The sequence below is a fragment of the Vulcaniibacterium gelatinicum genome, from assembly GCF_008033445.1.
GTDB lineage: Bacteria > Pseudomonadota > Gammaproteobacteria > Xanthomonadales > Xanthomonadaceae > Vulcaniibacterium_B > Vulcaniibacterium_B gelatinicum.
Genome location: NZ_VNKO01000019.1, coordinates 12284 through 27909, shown reverse-complemented (window position 1 = coordinate 27909; position 15626 = coordinate 12284). Strand labels below are relative to the sequence as shown.

14 protein-coding genes are annotated in these 15626 nt (G+C 70.6%); 4 read left to right on the top strand and 10 right to left on the bottom strand.

The window, feature by feature from the left end; translation table 11 throughout:
• Window positions 1-11: 11 nt before the first annotated feature.
• From bamB to ndk, 6 genes are all read right to left on the bottom strand, one after another.
• The gene (gene bamB / locus FPV26_RS10850) at window positions 12-1208 is read right to left on the bottom strand and encodes an outer membrane protein assembly factor BamB (protein ID WP_147653903.1); all 1197 of its coding nucleotides are present in this window, start codon (window positions 1206-1208) and stop codon (window positions 12-14) included.
• The gene (locus tag FPV26_RS10845) at window positions 1205-1846 is read right to left on the bottom strand and encodes a YfgM family protein (RefSeq protein ID WP_147653902.1); all 642 of its coding nucleotides are present in this window, start codon (window positions 1844-1846) and stop codon (window positions 1205-1207) included. Before FPV26_RS10845 ends, bamB begins: the two co-directional genes overlap by 4 nt.
• A 189-nt stretch (window positions 1847-2035) precedes the next feature.
• Window positions 2036-2860 (bottom strand): helix-turn-helix domain-containing protein, encoded by an 825-nt coding sequence (locus tag FPV26_RS10840; protein ID WP_147653901.1) that lies wholly within the window; start codon window positions 2858-2860, stop codon window positions 2036-2038.
• Window positions 2857-3672, bottom strand: coding sequence for a type IV pilus biogenesis/stability protein PilW (gene pilW / locus FPV26_RS10835; protein ID WP_147653900.1), 816 nt, complete (start codon window positions 3670-3672; stop codon window positions 2857-2859). Before pilW ends, FPV26_RS10840 begins: the two co-directional genes overlap by 4 nt.
• Window positions 3662-4906, bottom strand: a complete 1245-nt coding sequence (gene rlmN, locus FPV26_RS10830; protein WP_147653899.1) for a dual-specificity RNA methyltransferase RlmN — start codon at window positions 4904-4906, stop codon at window positions 3662-3664. The genes pilW and rlmN overlap by 11 nt, the downstream gene beginning before the upstream one ends.
• Complete coding sequence (gene ndk, locus FPV26_RS10825) at window positions 4906-5331, bottom strand: nucleoside-diphosphate kinase (protein ID WP_147653898.1); 426 nt, start codon at window positions 5329-5331, stop codon at window positions 4906-4908. The genes rlmN and ndk overlap by 1 nt, the downstream gene beginning before the upstream one ends.
• A 219-nt stretch (window positions 5332-5550) precedes the next feature.
• On the opposite strand from ndk, the gene FPV26_RS10820 reads away from it, so the two are divergent.
• The 3 genes from FPV26_RS10820 to FPV26_RS10810 all read left to right on the top strand — a co-directional run bounded on the left by FPV26_RS10820 (window position 5551) and on the right by FPV26_RS10810 (window position 9928).
• The gene (locus FPV26_RS10820) at window positions 5551-6168 is read left to right on the top strand and encodes a TetR/AcrR family transcriptional regulator (protein ID WP_147653897.1); all 618 of its coding nucleotides are present in this window, start codon (window positions 5551-5553) and stop codon (window positions 6166-6168) included.
• Between the two features lie 177 nt (window positions 6169-6345).
• Window positions 6346-8718, top strand: a complete 2373-nt coding sequence (locus FPV26_RS10815; protein WP_147653896.1) for a 3-hydroxyacyl-CoA dehydrogenase/enoyl-CoA hydratase family protein — start codon at window positions 6346-6348, stop codon at window positions 8716-8718.
• 1 nt (window position 8719) lies between these two features.
• Window positions 8720-9928, top strand: coding sequence for an acetyl-CoA C-acyltransferase (locus FPV26_RS10810; protein ID WP_147653895.1), 1209 nt, complete (start codon window positions 8720-8722; stop codon window positions 9926-9928).
• A gap of 106 nt (window positions 9929-10034) precedes the next feature.
• Here FPV26_RS10810 and FPV26_RS10805 read toward each other — a convergent pair whose 3' ends face one another.
• A complete protein-coding gene (locus tag FPV26_RS10805; protein WP_147653894.1) occupies window positions 10035-11357 on the bottom strand; it encodes an NAD(P)/FAD-dependent oxidoreductase in 1323 nt (440 codons plus the stop codon).
• A gap of 47 nt (window positions 11358-11404) precedes the next feature.
• Between FPV26_RS10805 and FPV26_RS10800 the strand changes: the two genes are divergently transcribed.
• Complete coding sequence (locus FPV26_RS10800) at window positions 11405-11833, top strand: hypothetical protein (RefSeq protein WP_147653893.1); 429 nt, start codon at window positions 11405-11407, stop codon at window positions 11831-11833.
• A 3-nt stretch (window positions 11834-11836) separates the two neighbouring features.
• Here FPV26_RS10800 and galU read toward each other — a convergent pair whose 3' ends face one another.
• The 3 genes from galU to FPV26_RS10785 are packed head-to-tail and all read right to left on the bottom strand — an operon-like array spanning window position 11837 to window position 15626.
• Window positions 11837-12742, bottom strand: a complete 906-nt coding sequence (gene galU / locus FPV26_RS10795; protein ID WP_147653892.1) for a UTP--glucose-1-phosphate uridylyltransferase GalU — start codon at window positions 12740-12742, stop codon at window positions 11837-11839.
• Window positions 12742-14649, bottom strand: a complete 1908-nt coding sequence (locus FPV26_RS10790) for a polysaccharide biosynthesis protein (protein ID WP_246109274.1) — start codon at window positions 14647-14649, stop codon at window positions 12742-12744. The genes galU and FPV26_RS10790 overlap by 1 nt, the downstream gene beginning before the upstream one ends.
• Window positions 14631-15626: an MraY family glycosyltransferase gene (locus FPV26_RS10785; protein WP_147653891.1), complete on the bottom strand. Its 996-nt coding sequence runs from the start codon at window positions 15624-15626 to the stop codon at window positions 14631-14633. Before FPV26_RS10785 ends, FPV26_RS10790 begins: the two co-directional genes overlap by 19 nt.

Sequence of the window (15626 nt, the reverse complement as noted above, 5' to 3'; positions counted from 1 at the left end):
CGTCCGGGCCGTTACTGGCCCAGACGGAACGCGGTCAGCTCGCCTTCGACGTTCTGCACCACCAGGATGCCGTCGGCGACGGCCGGCGTTCCGCGCACGGGGGCACGACCGGCGCGGGCACGGGCGGCAAAGGCGCCGGTGTCCAGGCGCAGCCAGTGCAGGTAGCCGTCGTAGTCGCCGACCACGGCGTAATCGCCGTGCACGGCCGGCGCACTGAGGTCGCGGCGGGCGAGCGCATCCTGTTTCCACAGCGCGCTGCCGGTGGCCTTGTCCAGGGCCAGCACCGCGCCGCCGGCATCGGAGACGATCAGGCGGTCGGCGGCATTGCCCAGGCGTCCGGGCCCACCTTCGGTGCTCGCCCACAGCGGACGGCCGGTCGGGGCGTCGATCGCCACCGTCTGGCGTTTGTAGCTGGTGGCGTACAGGGTCGCGCCGTCGAGCACCGGCGTGCCGTCCACGTCGGCCATACGCTCGAGTTCGCTGCGCCCCTCCTGCTCGGCGACCGTGCGTTCCCACAACGGGCGGCCGTCGGCCATCGCCAGGGCGCTCACCGTCCCGTTGTCGTTGCCGACGAAGACGTAGCCTGGCCCGAGCACCACCGAAGCGTGGCCACGCACGCTCAGCGGCGGCACGTCCTGCTGCCAGAACCAGCGGCGCTCGCCGGTGGCGGCATCGAAGGCGGTCAGACGACCGTCATTGCTGCGCACGAACACCATGCCCGCGCCGACCACCGGCGCCGCGATCACCTCATTGGACACTTTCGCCCGCCACTTCTCCGCGCCGGTCGTGGCATCGAGCGCGAGCACATCGCCATCGAGGCCACCGGCGACGACCAGCCCCTCACCTGCCCCGGGCCCGCCCGAAAGGCGCAGCCCGGTGTCGTGATGCCACACCAGGGCGCCGGTCTGCAGGTCGAAGGCGCGGACCCCGCCCTCGATCGCCGCCGCGTACACCCGGCCATCGGCAATCACAGGCGCCTGACGCGCCCCGATGCGCTTCTCGCCCTTGCCGGCCGAGGCGGACCAGAGTCGGATCACACTCGCCGCGGGTTCGAAGTCGGCGAGTTCGGCCGGCTCGGTCGGTTTCCCGGCCTTGTCACCACGATCGAACCAACCCTTGATCGTGGCGCAACCGCCAAGCATGGCCACCAGCATCAGCGCGATGGCGACACGGACGAACGGCGAACCGGAAAGGGGGGCTGTGGTCATGGGGTCGCCTCGCTCCTGGCGGGTGTGCCGCCGGCCTCGATGAGTTTCAGTTCCAGGATCTGCCGCTGCGGCGCGGCGACGTCGAGCCTGGCGAGCGCATCGGCATACGCCTTCCGCGCCTCGTCCTTGCGACCAAGGGCGGCGAACGCATCGCCGCGGGCCTCGAGCGCGGCCGGCATTTCGGCGCCGGCATCGAGCAGCTCGAGCGCTTCCTCGGCCTTGCCCGCATCCACCAGCAGGCGGGCGAGCCGCACCTGCACGATCGCGGCCAGCGCCGGGTTGTCGGTACGGATCGCGCGCAGGGTGGCGATGGCCTCGTCACGCTTGGCGGCGTCCACCTGCGCCTTCGCGAGTTGCAGTCGGGCCAGCGCAGCCTGGACGCTTTCGGGCGCCAGGGCCTCGACTGCCGCCTTGGCCTTGGCGAGATCCGGCGTGCCTTCGAGGGCGCGCACGGCCTGGTCGTAACGCTCGGCTTCCTCCAGCCGGCGCGACTCCCGTTCCTGTTGCCACCATTGCCAGCCGCCGATCAAGGCCAGGCCCAGGATCACGCCGCCGATGATCCCGGCGCCATTGCGCCGCAACCAGTCGCGAACGCGTTCGCTTTGTTCGTGCTCGTCGAGCGGATGCTCTATCGCCATGCCGATGTCGTGTCGCCTCGAAGTGGTGGACCGGAATGCGCCCGCGCCCCGTGCGCCGGGCAGACGCCGGAGGCGGTCGCTCGGGGCGCCGCCGTACCGCGAACGGGCGGTGACGGCCGGATGGCGTGGGGACTGCCCGCGACACGGGCCCTGGCCGGCGGCTGCAAATCCCGACGATGCAGCAGCCGGTCAGTCGGCCGGCGCGAGGGAGCCGTCAGAGGATACCGTAAAGCGCGCGACGTTCGCGCGCCGGTAGGGGTCGAGGTCGGCAGTACGGCCGCCGGATTGCACCGTCACCACGGCAGCATTGCCGAGCACGATGCGGGCGACTTCGCCGGCGGCGTACTGGCGCGTATCCCCGGCGGAGAGCAGCGCCTGCTCGAGGACGCTCCCGTCGGTGCCGGTCGCTTGGAACCAGCTCTCGCCGTGGAAGCGCAGCGACAAGGCCGGAGCAGGCATCGGCGCAAATCGCGGATCCACCGGCGCGATCGAGGCGATCACGGTCTCCGGCAACGGTGCGGCCGCTTCTTCCGCAGGGTGCTGACCGAGTGCAGGTGCCGCCGCCGGCGGCAGCACGTCCAGCGGCTGCACGCGCACGCCGTCGCTGCCACCCAGATGCGGCCGGGTGGCCAGCCACACCGGCACCGCGATGGCGGCAGTGAGCAGGATGTACACCAGCCGGCGCGAGCCCTGTTCCCAGAGCCGCTGCAAGCGCGGCGTATGGGTATGGCTGACCAGCACGGGCGGCTCGACCGGCCCGATCCTGGCCGCCTCCAGCGTCGCCGAGGTGGCCAGGCCCAGCAGACGCGAATAGCTGCGCAACTGGCCGCGCACGAAGATCGGGGCGCCCAGTCGGGACCAGTCCTCGCGCTCCAGCGCCTCCACCACGTGCACCGGCACCTTCAGCCGCACGGCGACGTCGTGCTGGGTCAGCCCCGCCGCTTCGCGCGCCTTGCGCAGACGGGGGCCGCAACCACGATCCCCTTCGGCCATGCCTTGGTTCGCGTAGCTCATTGCTGCCTGCTGTCCCCCGGATTCGCGGGCACCGTGCCCGGGAACTCCTCCCTGAGCCGCCGAACATAACCGGCCGCCGCCGCCATGTCGCCGAGTTTTTGCTCGATTTGTGACGCAAGTACTAGCGTCTCGGCGTCGGCCGGTGCAGCGGCCAGGCGCCGCTGCGAGAAGGCACGGGCCTCGAGGTAGCGCCCGGCGTCATAGGCCATGCGGGCCAGCGCCGCCAGCGCGACCGGGTTCTCCGGATCCAGCCCGATCGCGGCACGCAAGTGTCGTTCGGCCCGTGCCGGATCGCCGGCGGTGAGGGCGCAGGCGCCGGAATTGGCCAGCGCGGCAGCGGGCGTGGGATAGGCCGGATCGGCGAGCGCACGGTCGAACCAGTCCAGGGACTCCGCCGCCCGCCCCTGCGCGCAGAGCCAGGCACCGTAGTTGTTGAGCACCGCTCCCTGCCGCGGGGTCAGATCGGCGGCAGCCCGGTAGTGCTCGCCTGCCCGCCCCGCCTGACCCCGGCGCTCGGCGATCACCGCCAGCAGCGTGTGGGCATCGGCAGATGTCGGATCCAGGCGCAGGGCCTGCCGCGCCGAGGCCTCGGCCTTTGCCAAGTCGCCGCCAGCCAGATCGCGCTGCGCCAGCAACAACCGATTGCGCGCCGACACGCGCCGCTCCGCGTCGCGGCTCTCGCGCACGGTGACGTCGGGGGCGACCTGGCGGAAGCTGTCTCGCCCCGGATCCGGACGGACGAAGGTCAGGCGCGAGCAGGCGCCGACGAGGAGCGTCGCGAGCAGCAGCAGCGCGAGCGCCTCACGCGGCATCGTGCAGCCCCCGCCCCTGCGCCATCAGGCGCCTGCGGAACTCGGCCTGGCGCCGGGTGCGGTCCAGCACCTGGCCCTTGAGCTGGCCGCAGGCGGCGTCGATGTCGTCGCCGCGGGTGCGGCGCACCGTGGTCAGCACCCCGGCGTCGAGCAGCAGCTTCTGGAAGGCGCGGACGTCGGTCTCCTCGGGTCGTTCGAAGCGCGTGCCGGAGAACGGGTTGAACGGGATCAGGTTGACCTTGGCGGCGTCCTTCATCTGCACCGCGTTGTCGAAACCGCGCATCAGGCGCGCCAGCTCGCGCGCGTGCTCCGGGCGGTCGTTGACGCCCTTCATCAGGGTGTATTCGAAGGTGACCGACGAGCCCTTCTTGCGCCGCGCGTAGCGCACGCAGGCCTCCAGCAGCTCGGCGATCGGGTACTTGCGGTTGAGCGGCACCAGCTCGCTGCGCAACCCGTCGTTCGGGGCGTGCAGCGAGACGGCGAGCGAGACGTCGCTCTCCTCCCCCAGGCGGTCGATCATCGGCACCATGCCGGCGGTCGAGAGCGTGACCCGCTTGTTGGCCAGGCCGTAGCCGAGGTCGTCGCGCATGATGCTCATCGCGCGCACGACGTTGTCGAAGTTCGCCAGCGGCTCGCCCATCCCCATCATCACCACGTTGGTGAGCTTGCGCTGCTTGTGCGGGATGTTGCCGAGGTGGCGCGCGGCGACCCACACCTGGCCGATGATCTCGGCAGTGGTGAGGTTGCGGTTGAAGCCCTGGGTCGCGGTCGAACAGAACTGGCAGTTGAGCGCGCAGCCCACCTGCGAGGACACGCACAGCGTGCCGCGCCCCTTGTCGGGGATGAACACGGTCTCGATCGCGTTCTTCGGATCCATGCCGAGCAGCCACTTGTGGGTGCCGTCGGCGGACTCCTTGTCGAACAGCACCTGCGGCACGCGCACTTCGGCCGCCTGCTCGAGCTTGGCGCGCAGCGCCTTGCCGAGGTCGGTCATCTGCGCGAAGTCGGTGACGTGGCGGTGGTGGATCCACTTCATCACCTGGTGGGCGCGGAACTTCTTCTCGCCCAGGGATTGCTCGAAGAAGCGTTCCAGGCCGGCGCGGTCGAGGTCGAACAGGTTGACGCGGGCCGCGGAACCGGCGCCGGCCGGCTCCGCGTCCGCGGCGCGCGCGTCCGCCTGCCCCGTCGTGGCGACGAGGGCGATGTCGATGGCGGTGGCGCGCGGGTCGGTCATCAGCGGGGGTGGAGCTCGGTGGTGGCGAAGAAGTAGGCGATCTCGATCGCCGCGTTCTCCAGCGAGTCCGAGCCGTGCACGGCGTTGGCGTCAATGGACTGGGCGAAGTCGGCGCGGATCGTGCCCGGCGCGGCTTCCTTCGGGTTGGTGGCGCCCATCAGCTCGCGGTTCTTCTTCACCGCGTCCTCGCCCTCGAGCACCTGCACCATCACCGGGCCCGAGGTCATGAACTCGACCAGCGCCTTGAAGAACGGACGCTCGCGGTGCACGGCGTAGAAGCCCTCGGCTTCCTGCTGCGACAGCTGCAGCATCTTGGCGGCCACGATCTTCAGGCCGGCCTTCTCGAAACGCGAATAGATCTCGCCGATGACGTTCTTGGCGACGGCATCGGGCTTGATGATGGACAAAGTGCGCTCCAGCGCCATGGGGATCTTCTCCGGTCAGGAGGGCCGCGGAACGTCTGGGGATCCGGGCCCGAAGATAACAGAAAAACCCGCGTGCGGACGCGGGTTTAGCCGATATGGCTGCGGAAATTCTAACGGATCGGCCGGGCCGCTTCCACGGCCTTCCGCCCGGGCCGGTTGACGGCCGTGCCGCCCGGGCCCACACTCGAACGGTCGTTTGATTGAAAAGGTCGTTCGAGCGTGGCCTCCACCCACTTCTCCACCAAGGACCGCATCCTCGGCGCCGCCGAGGAGCTGTTCGCCCAGTACGGCTTCGCCGGCACCTCCCTGCGCCAGGTGACCAGCCGCGCCGACGTCAACCTGGCCGCGGTGAACTACCACTTCGGCAGCAAGGAAAACCTGGTCAACGAGGTCTTCCGCCGGCGCATGGACGAGATGAGCGCGCAGCGGCTGCAGGCCCTGCGCACGGCCCTGGAGGAGCACCCCGGCGAGCTGGAGCCGATCCTGGCCGCGTTCGTCGAGCCGGCCCTGGCGATGGCCCAGGACCGCCACGGCGGCGGCGCCTTCATCCGCGTGATCGCCCGTGCCTACGCCGAGAAGAACGACAGCCTGCGCAAGTTCCTCTCCGACCAGTACGGCCACGTGCTGCGCGAGTTCGCCCGTGCGATCGCCGGCTGCGTGCCGGAGCTGAGCAAGGAGCAGCTGTACTGGCGCCTGGACTTCCTGGCCGGGGCGCTGACCTATGCGATGGCCGATTTCGGCCTGATCAAGCGCCCCGCCGGCGTCAGCGAGGCCACCCACCGCGCCCGCGCCGCGCGCGAGCTGATCCGGTTCGCGGCGGCGGGGTTCAAGAGCTGAATCAGCCACGGATTAGCACGGATAAACACGGATAAATCTTTTAAAAACATAAATTTAATCATCAAATTTCACCTGGTTTGGCTGCACAGGAGCCGTTCCTTTCCCTCCTGCCTGCTCCATCCGTGTCCATCCGTGTAAATCCGCGGCAAAAAACGCTTTTTCAAGGAGTTACGACACATGCCAGACAAACTGCTGATACGGCGCGCCGCGGTGCTCGGGGCGGGGGTGATGGGGGCGCAGATCGCGGCGCACCTCACCAATGCCGGGGTGGACACGGTGCTGTTCGACCTGCCGGCGAAGGACGGCGACCCGAACGGGATCGTGCTCAAGGCGATCGCCAACCTGGGCAAGCTCAGCCCTGCCCCGCTGGCGGGCAAGGCGCTGGCCGAGGCGATCACGCCGGCCAACTACGAGACCGGGCTGGAGCTGCTGCGCGGGTGCGACCTCGTCATCGAGGCGATCGCCGAGCGCATGGACTGGAAGCAGGACCTGTACCGCAAGGTGGCCCCGTACATCGCCCCGCATGCGGTGCTGGCCAGCAACACCTCGGGCCTGGGGATCAACGCCCTCGCCGACGTCCTGCCGGAAACGCTGCGGGCACGGTTCTGCGGCGTGCACTTCTTCAACCCGCCGCGCTACATGCACCTGGCCGAGCTGATCCCGGCCCGCGCCACCGACCCGGCGGTGCTCGAGGGGCTGGAGACCTTCCTCACCACCCAGCTCGGCAAGGGCGTGGTCTATGCCAAGGACACGCCGAACTTCATCGGCAACCGCATCGGCGTGTTCTCGATGCTGGCCGCGATGCACCACACCGCGCAGCTCGGGCTGGGCTTCGACACCGTGGACGCACTGACCGGGCCGGCGATCGGCCGGCCGAAGTCCGCCACCTACCGCACCGCGGACGTGGTCGGCCTGGACACCATGGCGCACGTGATCCGGACCATGGCCGACACCCTGCCCCAGGATCCCTGGCACCGCTACTTCCAGGCGCCGAAGTGGCTGGCGGCACTGATCGAGAAGGGCGCGCTCGGCCAGAAGAGCGGCGCCGGCGTGTACACCAAGCGCGGCAAGGACATCCTGGTCCTCGACCTGCAGGCGCAGGACTACCGACCCAGTGCGGGCGACCTCGATCCTGAAGTCGGCGCCATCCTCAAGGAGCGGGATCCGGCGAAGAAGTTCGCCGCGTTGCGCGCGAGCAGCCATCCGCAGGCGCAGTTCCTGTGGGCGGCGTTCCGCGACACGTTCCACTACGCCGCCTTCCACCTCGCCGACATTGCCGACACCGCGCGCGACGTGGATCTGGCCATGCGCTGGGGCTATGGCTGGTCGCAGGGACCGTTCGAGACCTGGCAGGCCGCGGGCTGGAAACAGGTGGCCGGCTGGATCGCCGAGGACATCGTCGCCGGCAAGGCGATGAGCCAGGCGCCGCTGCCGGACTGGGTGTTCGACGGCCGCGACGGCGTGCACGGCGCCCGGGGCAGCTTCAGCCCGGCGCGCAGCGCCGACATCCCGCGCTCGTCCAACCCGGTGTACCGGCGCCAGCGCTTCCCCGACCCGGTGCTCGGCGAACGCCCCGCGCCGGGCGAGACGGTGTTCGAGAACGAGGCCTTGCGCGCCTGGCACGACGGCGACGGCGTGCTGGTGGCCTCGTTCAAGACCAAGATGCACACGGTCAACGACCAGGTGCTGGCCGGCCTGCAGCTGGCGGTGGGGATCGCCGAGCGCGACTTCCGCGCGATGGTGCTGTGGCAGCCGAAGGAGCCCTTCTCCGCCGGCGCCGACCTGGCCGGCGCGCTCGGCCTGCTCCAGGCCGGCGACATCGCCGGCTTCACGAAGATGGTGGCCGACTTCCAGGCCACCAGCCAGCGGCTGAAGTACGCGCTGGTGCCGGTGGTCGCGGCGGTGCGCGGGCTGGCCCTGGGCGGCGGCTGCGAGTTCCAGATGCACGCCGCGCGCACCGTCGCGCACCTGGAGAGCTATGTCGGCCTGGTCGAGGCCGGCGTGGGCCTGCTGCCCGCGGGCGGCGGCCTGAAGGAGCTGGCCCTGCGCGCGGCGCAGGCGGCCGGCCCCGGCGGCGACGTGTTCGCGCAGCTCAGGCCCGTGTTCGAAACCGTGGCCATGGCCAAGGTCTCGGGCTCCGCGTTCGAGGCCAGGGAGCTCGGCCTGCTGCGCGGCGGCGACGTGGTCGCCTTCCACGCCCACGAACTGCTGCACATCGCCCGGCAGCAGGCGCTGGCGATGGCGGAGAGCGGCTATCGCCCGCCCCTGCCCGCGCGCCGGATCCCGGTGGCGGGCGACGTCGGCATCGCCACCTTCCGCATGATGCTGGTCAACATGCTCGAGGGCCGCTTCATCTCCGAGCACGACCACGAGATCGCCCTGCGCATCGCCACCGTGCTGTGCGGCGGCGAGGTGGACCGCGGCGCACTGGTGGACGAGGACTGGCTGCTGCGGCTGGAGCGCGAGCACTTCGTCGCCCTGGCGCAGATGCCCAAGACCCAGGAACGCATCGCGCACATGCTCAAGACCGGCAAGCCGCTGAGGAACTGACATGACCAGACAAGTCCAGGACGCCTACATCGTCGCCGCCACCCGCACCCCGGTCGGCAAGGCGCCGCGCGGCGTGTTCCGCAACACCCGCCCCGACGAGATGCTGGCCCACGTGTTCCGCGCCGTGCTGGCGCAGGCGCCGGGAGTGGATCCGGCGCGGATCGAGGACGCGATCGTCGGCTGCGCCATGCCGGAGGGCGAACAGGGCATGAATGTGGCCCGCATCGGCGTGCTGCTCGCCGGCCTGCCGAACACGGTCGCGGCGCAGACCATCAACCGTTTCTGTTCCTCCGGCCTGCAGGCGGTGGCGCTCGCCGCCGACCGCATCCGCCTGGGCGAGGCCGACCTGGTGCTGGCCGGCGGCACCGAGTCCATGTCCATGGTGCCGATGATGGGCAACAAGGTCGCGCTCAGCCCGCAGGTGTTCGCCCGCGACGAGAACGTCGCCATCGCCTACGGCATGGGCATCACTGCCGAGAAGGTGGCGGAGGAATGGAAGGTCTCGCGCGAGGACCAGGACGCGTTCGCCTACGCCTCGCACCGCAAGGCGGTCGCCGCCATCGCCGGCGGCGAGTTCCGCGATGAGATCACGCCCTATGAGGTCGTCGCCCGCATCCCCGATCTGGCCGGCAACACGGTGCGGATGAAGAAGGCCGTGGTCGAAACGGACGAGGGCCCGCGCGCCGACACCTCGATGGAGGCGCTGGCCAAGCTCAAGCCGGTGTTCCGCAACGGGCAGTTCGGCGGCACCGTCACCGCCGGCAACTCCTCGCAGATGAGCGACGGCGCGGCGGCGGTGCTGCTGGCCTCCGAGCGCGCGGTCAAGGAATACGGCCTGACGCCCCTCGCCCGCTTCGTCAGCTTCGCCGTGGCCGGCGTGCGGCCGGAAGTGATGGGCATCGGCCCGATCGCGGCGATCCCGAAGGCGCTCGCGCTGGCGGGCCTGGCGAAGGACCAGCTCGACTGGATCGAACTGAACGAGGCCTTCGCCGCGCAGGCGCTGGCGGTGATCCGCGACAGCGGTCTGGATCCGGACAAGGTCAACCCGCTCGGCGGCGCGATCGCGCTCGGCCACCCGCTCGGCGCCACCGGCGCGGTGCGCACCGCCACGGTCGTCCATGGCCTGCGCCGTCACCGGAAAAAGTACGGCATGGTGACCATGTGCATCGGCACCGGCATGGGCGCGGCGGGGATCTTCGAGGCCGTTTAGCGCGGTCCGGCCACGGATCTGCACGGATGGACACGGATCAGGACTGAAGACGGGAACGCTTCCGGAAAGCGCATGCTTCCGCCTGCTCAGGCGTTTCCATCCGTGTTCATCCGCGCGAATCCGTGGCTGAAACGCCTTGCCCGCCCCGGCCCTCGTTCCAGTCCTTCCAGGCGTCGCGGGCCTGCAGCCACCAGTAGCGCAGCTGTGCGCCGAGGTAGCCGGCCGGCTTGAGCGCCGAGACCAGGCCGTAATCGGACAGCTCGCGCCAGGACTCGTCGCCCTCGGCGATCGCGGCCGCGAGCAGTTCGCCGGCGAAGGTGGTCGGGGCCACGCCGTGGCCGCCGAACGCCTGCGCCAGCCACAGCCCTTCCCCGATCCGCCCCAATTGCGGCATCTCGTGCCGGGCGTAGCTCATCAGCCCGGACCAGGCATGCTCGATGCGCACGCCGGCCAATTGCGGGAACACCCGCAGCAGGTCGCGCTGCAGCAGGCGCTGCACGTCGGCCGGGGCCCGGTCGCGGATCGAGATCCGCCCGCCCCACAGCAGGCGCGTGTCGGGTAGCGCGCGGTAGTAATCGAAGGCGAAGCGGGTGTCGTACACCGCCGCGCGGGTGCGGATGGCGTGCTGCAGGCGTTCGCCGAGCGGTTCGGTGACCATGACGTAGGTGGCGATCGGCAGCACCCCGGCGTCCACCCGGCGGTGCAGGCCGGCGAGATAGCCGCCACAGGCCAGCACCACCTGCCGCGCCCGCACCTCGGCCTGCGGGGCGCGCACGCGCCAGCCGGCGCCGGCGCGTTCCAGCCCGACCGCCGGCGAGTCCTCGTACAGGGCCACGCCGCGGGCGCGGGCCACGGCCGCGAGCCCCTGCGCGTACTTGAGCGGATGGAAGTGGAACGCCTGCGGCTCGAACAGCGCGTCCGAATAGCGCTCGGTCAGCAGCTGCTCGCGCAGTTGCGCCGCCGGCACCCACAGCCACTCCACCCCGTAATGCTCGGACAGCAGCCGCTGCCGCGCGCGCAGCACTTCCGGATCGCGGAACCAGTTGGCCCAGAGCACGCCGGCCTCGACCCGGTCGCAGGCGATCGCGTAGCGGTCGATGCGCTCGCGGATCTTCTCCACCGCCGCCAGCGTGCCGTGGTACAGCCGGCGCGCCCGCACCGGCCCGAGTTCGCGCAGCAGTTGCGCCTCTCCGCGCGAAAAGCCGCCGAACACGAAGCCGCCGTTGCGCCCCGACGCGCCGTGGCCCACATGTTGCGCTTCCAGCAGCACGACCCCGTGCATGCCACGCTCGACCAGCCCCAGCGCGGTGTTGAGTCCGGCGAAGCCGCCGCCCACGATGCACACCTCGGCCTCGATCGCCCCGCTCGCCGGGGCCGACGGCTGGAAGGGGACGGTTGCGTCGTAATAGCTGACGGATGGTCTGGACATCGGCCTCGCCTGCAGGGTGTGATGGCGCGGCATCCCACGGAGCCCCCATGGAAATCCATCGCGCCGACAAAGCCTATCGCAACCGCAGCATCGCGCTGCTGGCGGTCGTGTGCGTGCTGTGCGCCGTGCTGCTGTGGCAGCTGGACGCCTGGCTGGACCGGGTGACCGGCGAACTGATGCGCACCGACCCCGACACCGTGCGCCGCTGGCTGCGGACCCTGCTGGCCGGCCTGGGTCTGGGCCTGGCACTGCCGGCGATCGCGCTCGGGCTCAACCTGCGCAAGCTGGCGCTGAGCGCGCGGATCGAAGGGCGTTTCCCGCCGCGCGAGTGGAAGACCTGGCGCGATGTGCGCGTGCTGCGCGATGCCCCCGCCCTCGCCTGGGCGCGGCGGGTGGAACTGGCCGGCAACGCGGCGCTCGGGATCGGCGCGCTGTGCCTGCTGTGGGCCGCGGTTGCCTGGTGGCGCTACGGCTGAGCGCTACTCGAGCTCGACCACGCCGAGCTCGTCGAGCGCGTTCTGCATCAGCTTGCGCGCGGCATCGCTGAGCTTCTCGTGGTCGAGCGCATAGCGGATGGTGGCTTCCACCAGCCCCAGGTGGGTGCCGCAGTCGAAGCGGGTGCCCTGGAAACGGTAGGCCAGCACCGGATCCTCGCGCAGCAGCGCGGCGATGGCGTCGGTCAACTGGATCTCGCCGCCCGCCCCCGGCGTCTGCCGTTCCAGCAGGTCGAAGATGCGCGGGCTGAGCACGTAACGCCCCACCACCGCCAGCGTGCTCGGGGCCTGCTCCGGCCGCGGCTTCTCGACGATGGCGGTGACCCGGCCCTCGCGGCCACTGAACGCTTCCGTGGCGACGATGCCGTAGCTGCCGGTCTGTTCGCGCGGCACGTCCTGCACCGCGACCACGCTGGCGCCGGTGCGCCCGGCGACCTCGGCCATCTGCCTGAGCGCGCCGGGCCCGCGGTTCCAGATCAGGTCGTCGGGCAGCAGCACCGCGAACGGTTCGTCGCCGACGATCGCCCTGGCGCACAGCACCGCATGCCCCAGCCCCAGCGCCTCGGCCTGGGTCACGAACACCGCGCGCACGCCCTCCGGCAGCACGTTGCGCACCAGCTCGAGCTGCTCGTGCTTGCCGCTGCGTTCGAGCTTCTGCTCGAGCTCGTAGGCCTTGTCGAAGTAGTCGGCGACCGCGTGCTTGTAGCGGTTGGTGATGAACACCAGGGTGTCGCAGCCGGCCTCGATCGCCTCGTCCACCGCATACTGGATCAGCGGCTTGTCGATGATCGGCAGCATCTCCTTCGGCACCGTCTTGGTGGCCGGAAGGAAGCGGGTGCCGAGGCCGGCGACGGGGAAGACTGCCTTGCGGATGCGGGAGGCGGCGGACATCAGGTCCTGCGGGCGTGACGGGCGGGGAACGCGACCACGGTGGCCGGCGCGGCGTCCTGGGCCTCGGCCGCGGGGGCGAACTCGGGCACCGTGCTGCGCAGGCAGGCCGACAGCGCCTCGCAATCATAGCGCGCGCATGCCTCGCGCAACTGTTCCAGCGCGCGCGCGATGAGCTCCGGCGAGACCGCGCGCGGCTCGGCCTGCAGGATCTTCGGATGCGACGTGGGGCGGTAGCTTTCGTCGGCGTGGAACAGGGTCTCGTGCAGCTTCTCGCCCGGGCGCAGACCCGTGTACACGATGGCGATGTCACGCCCCGGCTGCTTGCCCGCGAGCCGGATCATCTGCTCGGCGAGCAGGCGGATCGGCACCGGCTCGCCCATGTCGAGGGTGTAGATCGCCTCGTGCGAGCCGATCGCGGCCGCCTGCAGGATCAACTGGCAGGCCTCCGGAATGGTCATGAAGTAGCGGGTCACCTCCGGATCGGTGACGGTCACCGGCCCGCCGGCGCGGATTTGCTCGCGGAAGAGCGGCACCACGCTGCCGGCCGAGTCGAGCACGTTGCCGAACCGCACGGTGACGAAGCGGGTCGAGCGGCGGTCGGCGAGCGACTGGCACACCATCTCGGCCAGGCGCTTGGTGGCGCCGAGCACGTTGACCGGATCCACCGCCTTGTCGGTCGAGATCAGCACGAAGGTGCCCACGTTGGCCGCGCGGCAGGCCTGGGCCACCGTCGCCGTGGCCAGCACGTTGTTGCGCACCGCCTCGCGCAACTGCGTCTCCAGCACCGGCACCTGCTTGTACGCCGCGGCATGGAACACGGCGTCGGGCTCGGTCAGCCGCAGGGCATGTTCGATCACGGCCGGATCGCCGCAGTCACCCAGGACCGGCACGCATTCGATGTCGGGGAAGTCCCGGCGCAACTGGGCCTCGATCGTCACCAGCGCCAGCTCGTCGATCTCGACCAGGCCGATGCGCCGCGCGCCGTGGCGCGCGCACTGCCGGCACAGCTCCGAGCCGATCGAGCCGCCGGCGCCGGTCAGCAATACCGAACGCCCACCCAGCCAGCCGCGGATCGCCTTCCAGTCCGGGAGCACCGGCTTGCGGCCGAGCAGATCCTCGATCGCGACTTCCTTCAGCTCCCCCGGCAGCGAACGCCCCTCGAGCACGTCATGCAGCCGCGGCACCATCCGGAACGGCAGACCGGTGCGCTCGCAGGCCGCCACGGCACGCTGCATCGCCGCGGCATCGGCCGACGGCATCGCGATCACCAGCAGCTTCGCCGCCGTCTCGCGCGCGATCTCGGCGACATCGCTGACCCGCCCGAGCACCGGCACGCCTTGGACCTTGGTGCCGCGCAATTGCGCGGCATCGTCGAGGAACCCCACCGGCACGTGCGTGCCCAGCCGGCGCAGGTCACGCACCAGCGCCTCGCCCGCACGCCCTGCACCCAGGATCAACACCCGCAAGGCCGCCTTGTCGCTGCGCGCGCTGGCATTGTCCTTCCACACCCGGTACAGCAGGCGCGGCGTGCCTAGCGCCGCGACCACGGCGAAGGGATAGAGCACCAGCACCATGCGCGAGACGTGGTCGAGCCGGTCATAAAGGAACAGGCCGAGCACGATGACGACCAGCCCCAAGGCGCTGGCCTTCACCAGATTCCACAGATCCGGCACGCTGGCGAAGCGCCACAGGCCGCGGTACAGGCCCACCTGCCAGAACACCAGGCCCTGCCCGAGCAGGACGATCACGTCCTCCGCCGACCACCAGGGGATGTCCGACACTCCTCCCTGCATGGCGTAACGGAAGTAGTGCAAGCCATGCCAGCACAGCCACACCATGGCCAGATCGTGCACGACCACTGCCATGCGCGGGAGTCGTGACATCCAGTTCAACCGCTGGGTGGCCATCCTTGAGTCTCCTTCGATGTGGCGGGCACGCGACGCTGCAGCAGGAACCAGACGGCAATCCCCGTCATATACCACGCCGCGACGGCACACACCGTTAACGGCGCTGGCAGATCCCCGAGCGGACGCATCAGGCCGATCGCCGCCAGCGTCCATGCGCCGTAGGCCAGGGTCACGCGGACGTGCCCGGCCCGCCGCGCCCAGGCCTGGTACGCGTGCCGCGTGTGCGGCTCCCACCAGCGCTCGCCACGACGGAGCCGGCCCAGCAGGGTGAGGCCGGCGTCGAGCAGGAAAGCCGACACGGGCAAGGCCCACAGCGGAATCGTCCCGGGGTGATCCTTGAGTGTCGTCACGATCAGGGCAGCCACCACGAAGCCGAGCGCCCCGCTGCCGACGTCGCCCAGGAACACGCGCGCCGCGGGAAAGTTGAACGGCAGAAAGCCCAGCGCCGCCCCGAGCAAGGCAAGCCCCAGCACGGCAACGATGCCTTCGCCCACTACAGCCAGCGCCATCGCGACCAGCGCCGCCTGCGAGGCCGCCAGTCCGTTGATGCCGTCCATGAAGTTCCAGACGTTGACCAGGATCACCGCGAGCGCGAATCCGAGGGCAGCCAGCCACCAGGGAGCCCCGATCCGCCACAACCCAGCCGCCAGAACCATTGCCGCGACCGCATGCACCAACAACCGGAACCACGGCGACAGGGGGCGATGATCGTCTGCCAGGCCGACACCGGCGACGAGCAGCAACCCGCCCAGCACCGCCAGAACATGGAGCGCCTGCTCTCCCGCCTGCGGCCACCACCACAGGCAGGCAACCGTCATCGCCAGCACGATCCCGAACCCGCCGCCGCGGGGGGTGGGCACGGCATGGCTGCGGCGCTCGCCGGGCTGATCCACCAAGTGCCGACGCAAGGCATAGCGACGCGCCGTCCACGCCCCCCCCGCGCTCAGCACGGCATACAGGATCAGCCAGCCGAGCAT

Bases quoted from the DNA above. Each gene is read 5' to 3' on its own strand.
- FPV26_RS10785 (WP_147653891.1), bottom strand. From the start codon at position 15,626: ATGCTCGGCTGGCTGATCCTGTATGCCGTGCTGAGCGCGGGGGGGGCG.
- FPV26_RS10810 (WP_147653895.1), top strand. From the start codon at position 8,720: ATGACCAGACAAGTCCAGGACGCCTACATCGTCGCCGCCACCCGCACC.
- FPV26_RS10840 (WP_147653901.1), bottom strand. From the start codon at position 2,860: ATGAGCTACGCGAACCAAGGCATGGCCGAAGGGGATCGTGGTTGCGGC.
- bamB (WP_147653903.1), bottom strand. From the start codon at position 1,208: ATGACCACAGCCCCCCTTTCCGGTTCGCCGTTCGTCCGTGTCGCCATC.
- FPV26_RS10805 (WP_147653894.1), bottom strand. From the start codon at position 11,357: ATGTCCAGACCATCCGTCAGCTATTACGACGCAACCGTCCCCTTCCAG.
- galU (WP_147653892.1), bottom strand. From the start codon at position 12,742: ATGTCCGCCGCCTCCCGCATCCGCAAGGCAGTCTTCCCCGTCGCCGGC.
- ndk (WP_147653898.1), bottom strand. From the start codon at position 5,331: ATGGCGCTGGAGCGCACTTTGTCCATCATCAAGCCCGATGCCGTCGCC.
- pilW (WP_147653900.1), bottom strand. From the start codon at position 3,672: ATGCCGCGTGAGGCGCTCGCGCTGCTGCTGCTCGCGACGCTCCTCGTC.
- FPV26_RS10845 (WP_147653902.1), bottom strand. From the start codon at position 1,846: ATGGCGATAGAGCATCCGCTCGACGAGCACGAACAAAGCGAACGCGTT.
- FPV26_RS10790 (WP_246109274.1), bottom strand. From the start codon at position 14,649: ATGGCCACCCAGCGGTTGAACTGGATGTCACGACTCCCGCGCATGGCA.
- FPV26_RS10815 (WP_147653896.1), top strand. From the start codon at position 6,346: ATGCCAGACAAACTGCTGATACGGCGCGCCGCGGTGCTCGGGGCGGGG.
- rlmN (WP_147653899.1), bottom strand. From the start codon at position 4,906: ATGACCGACCCGCGCGCCACCGCCATCGACATCGCCCTCGTCGCCACG.
- FPV26_RS10800 (WP_147653893.1), top strand. From the start codon at position 11,405: ATGGAAATCCATCGCGCCGACAAAGCCTATCGCAACCGCAGCATCGCG.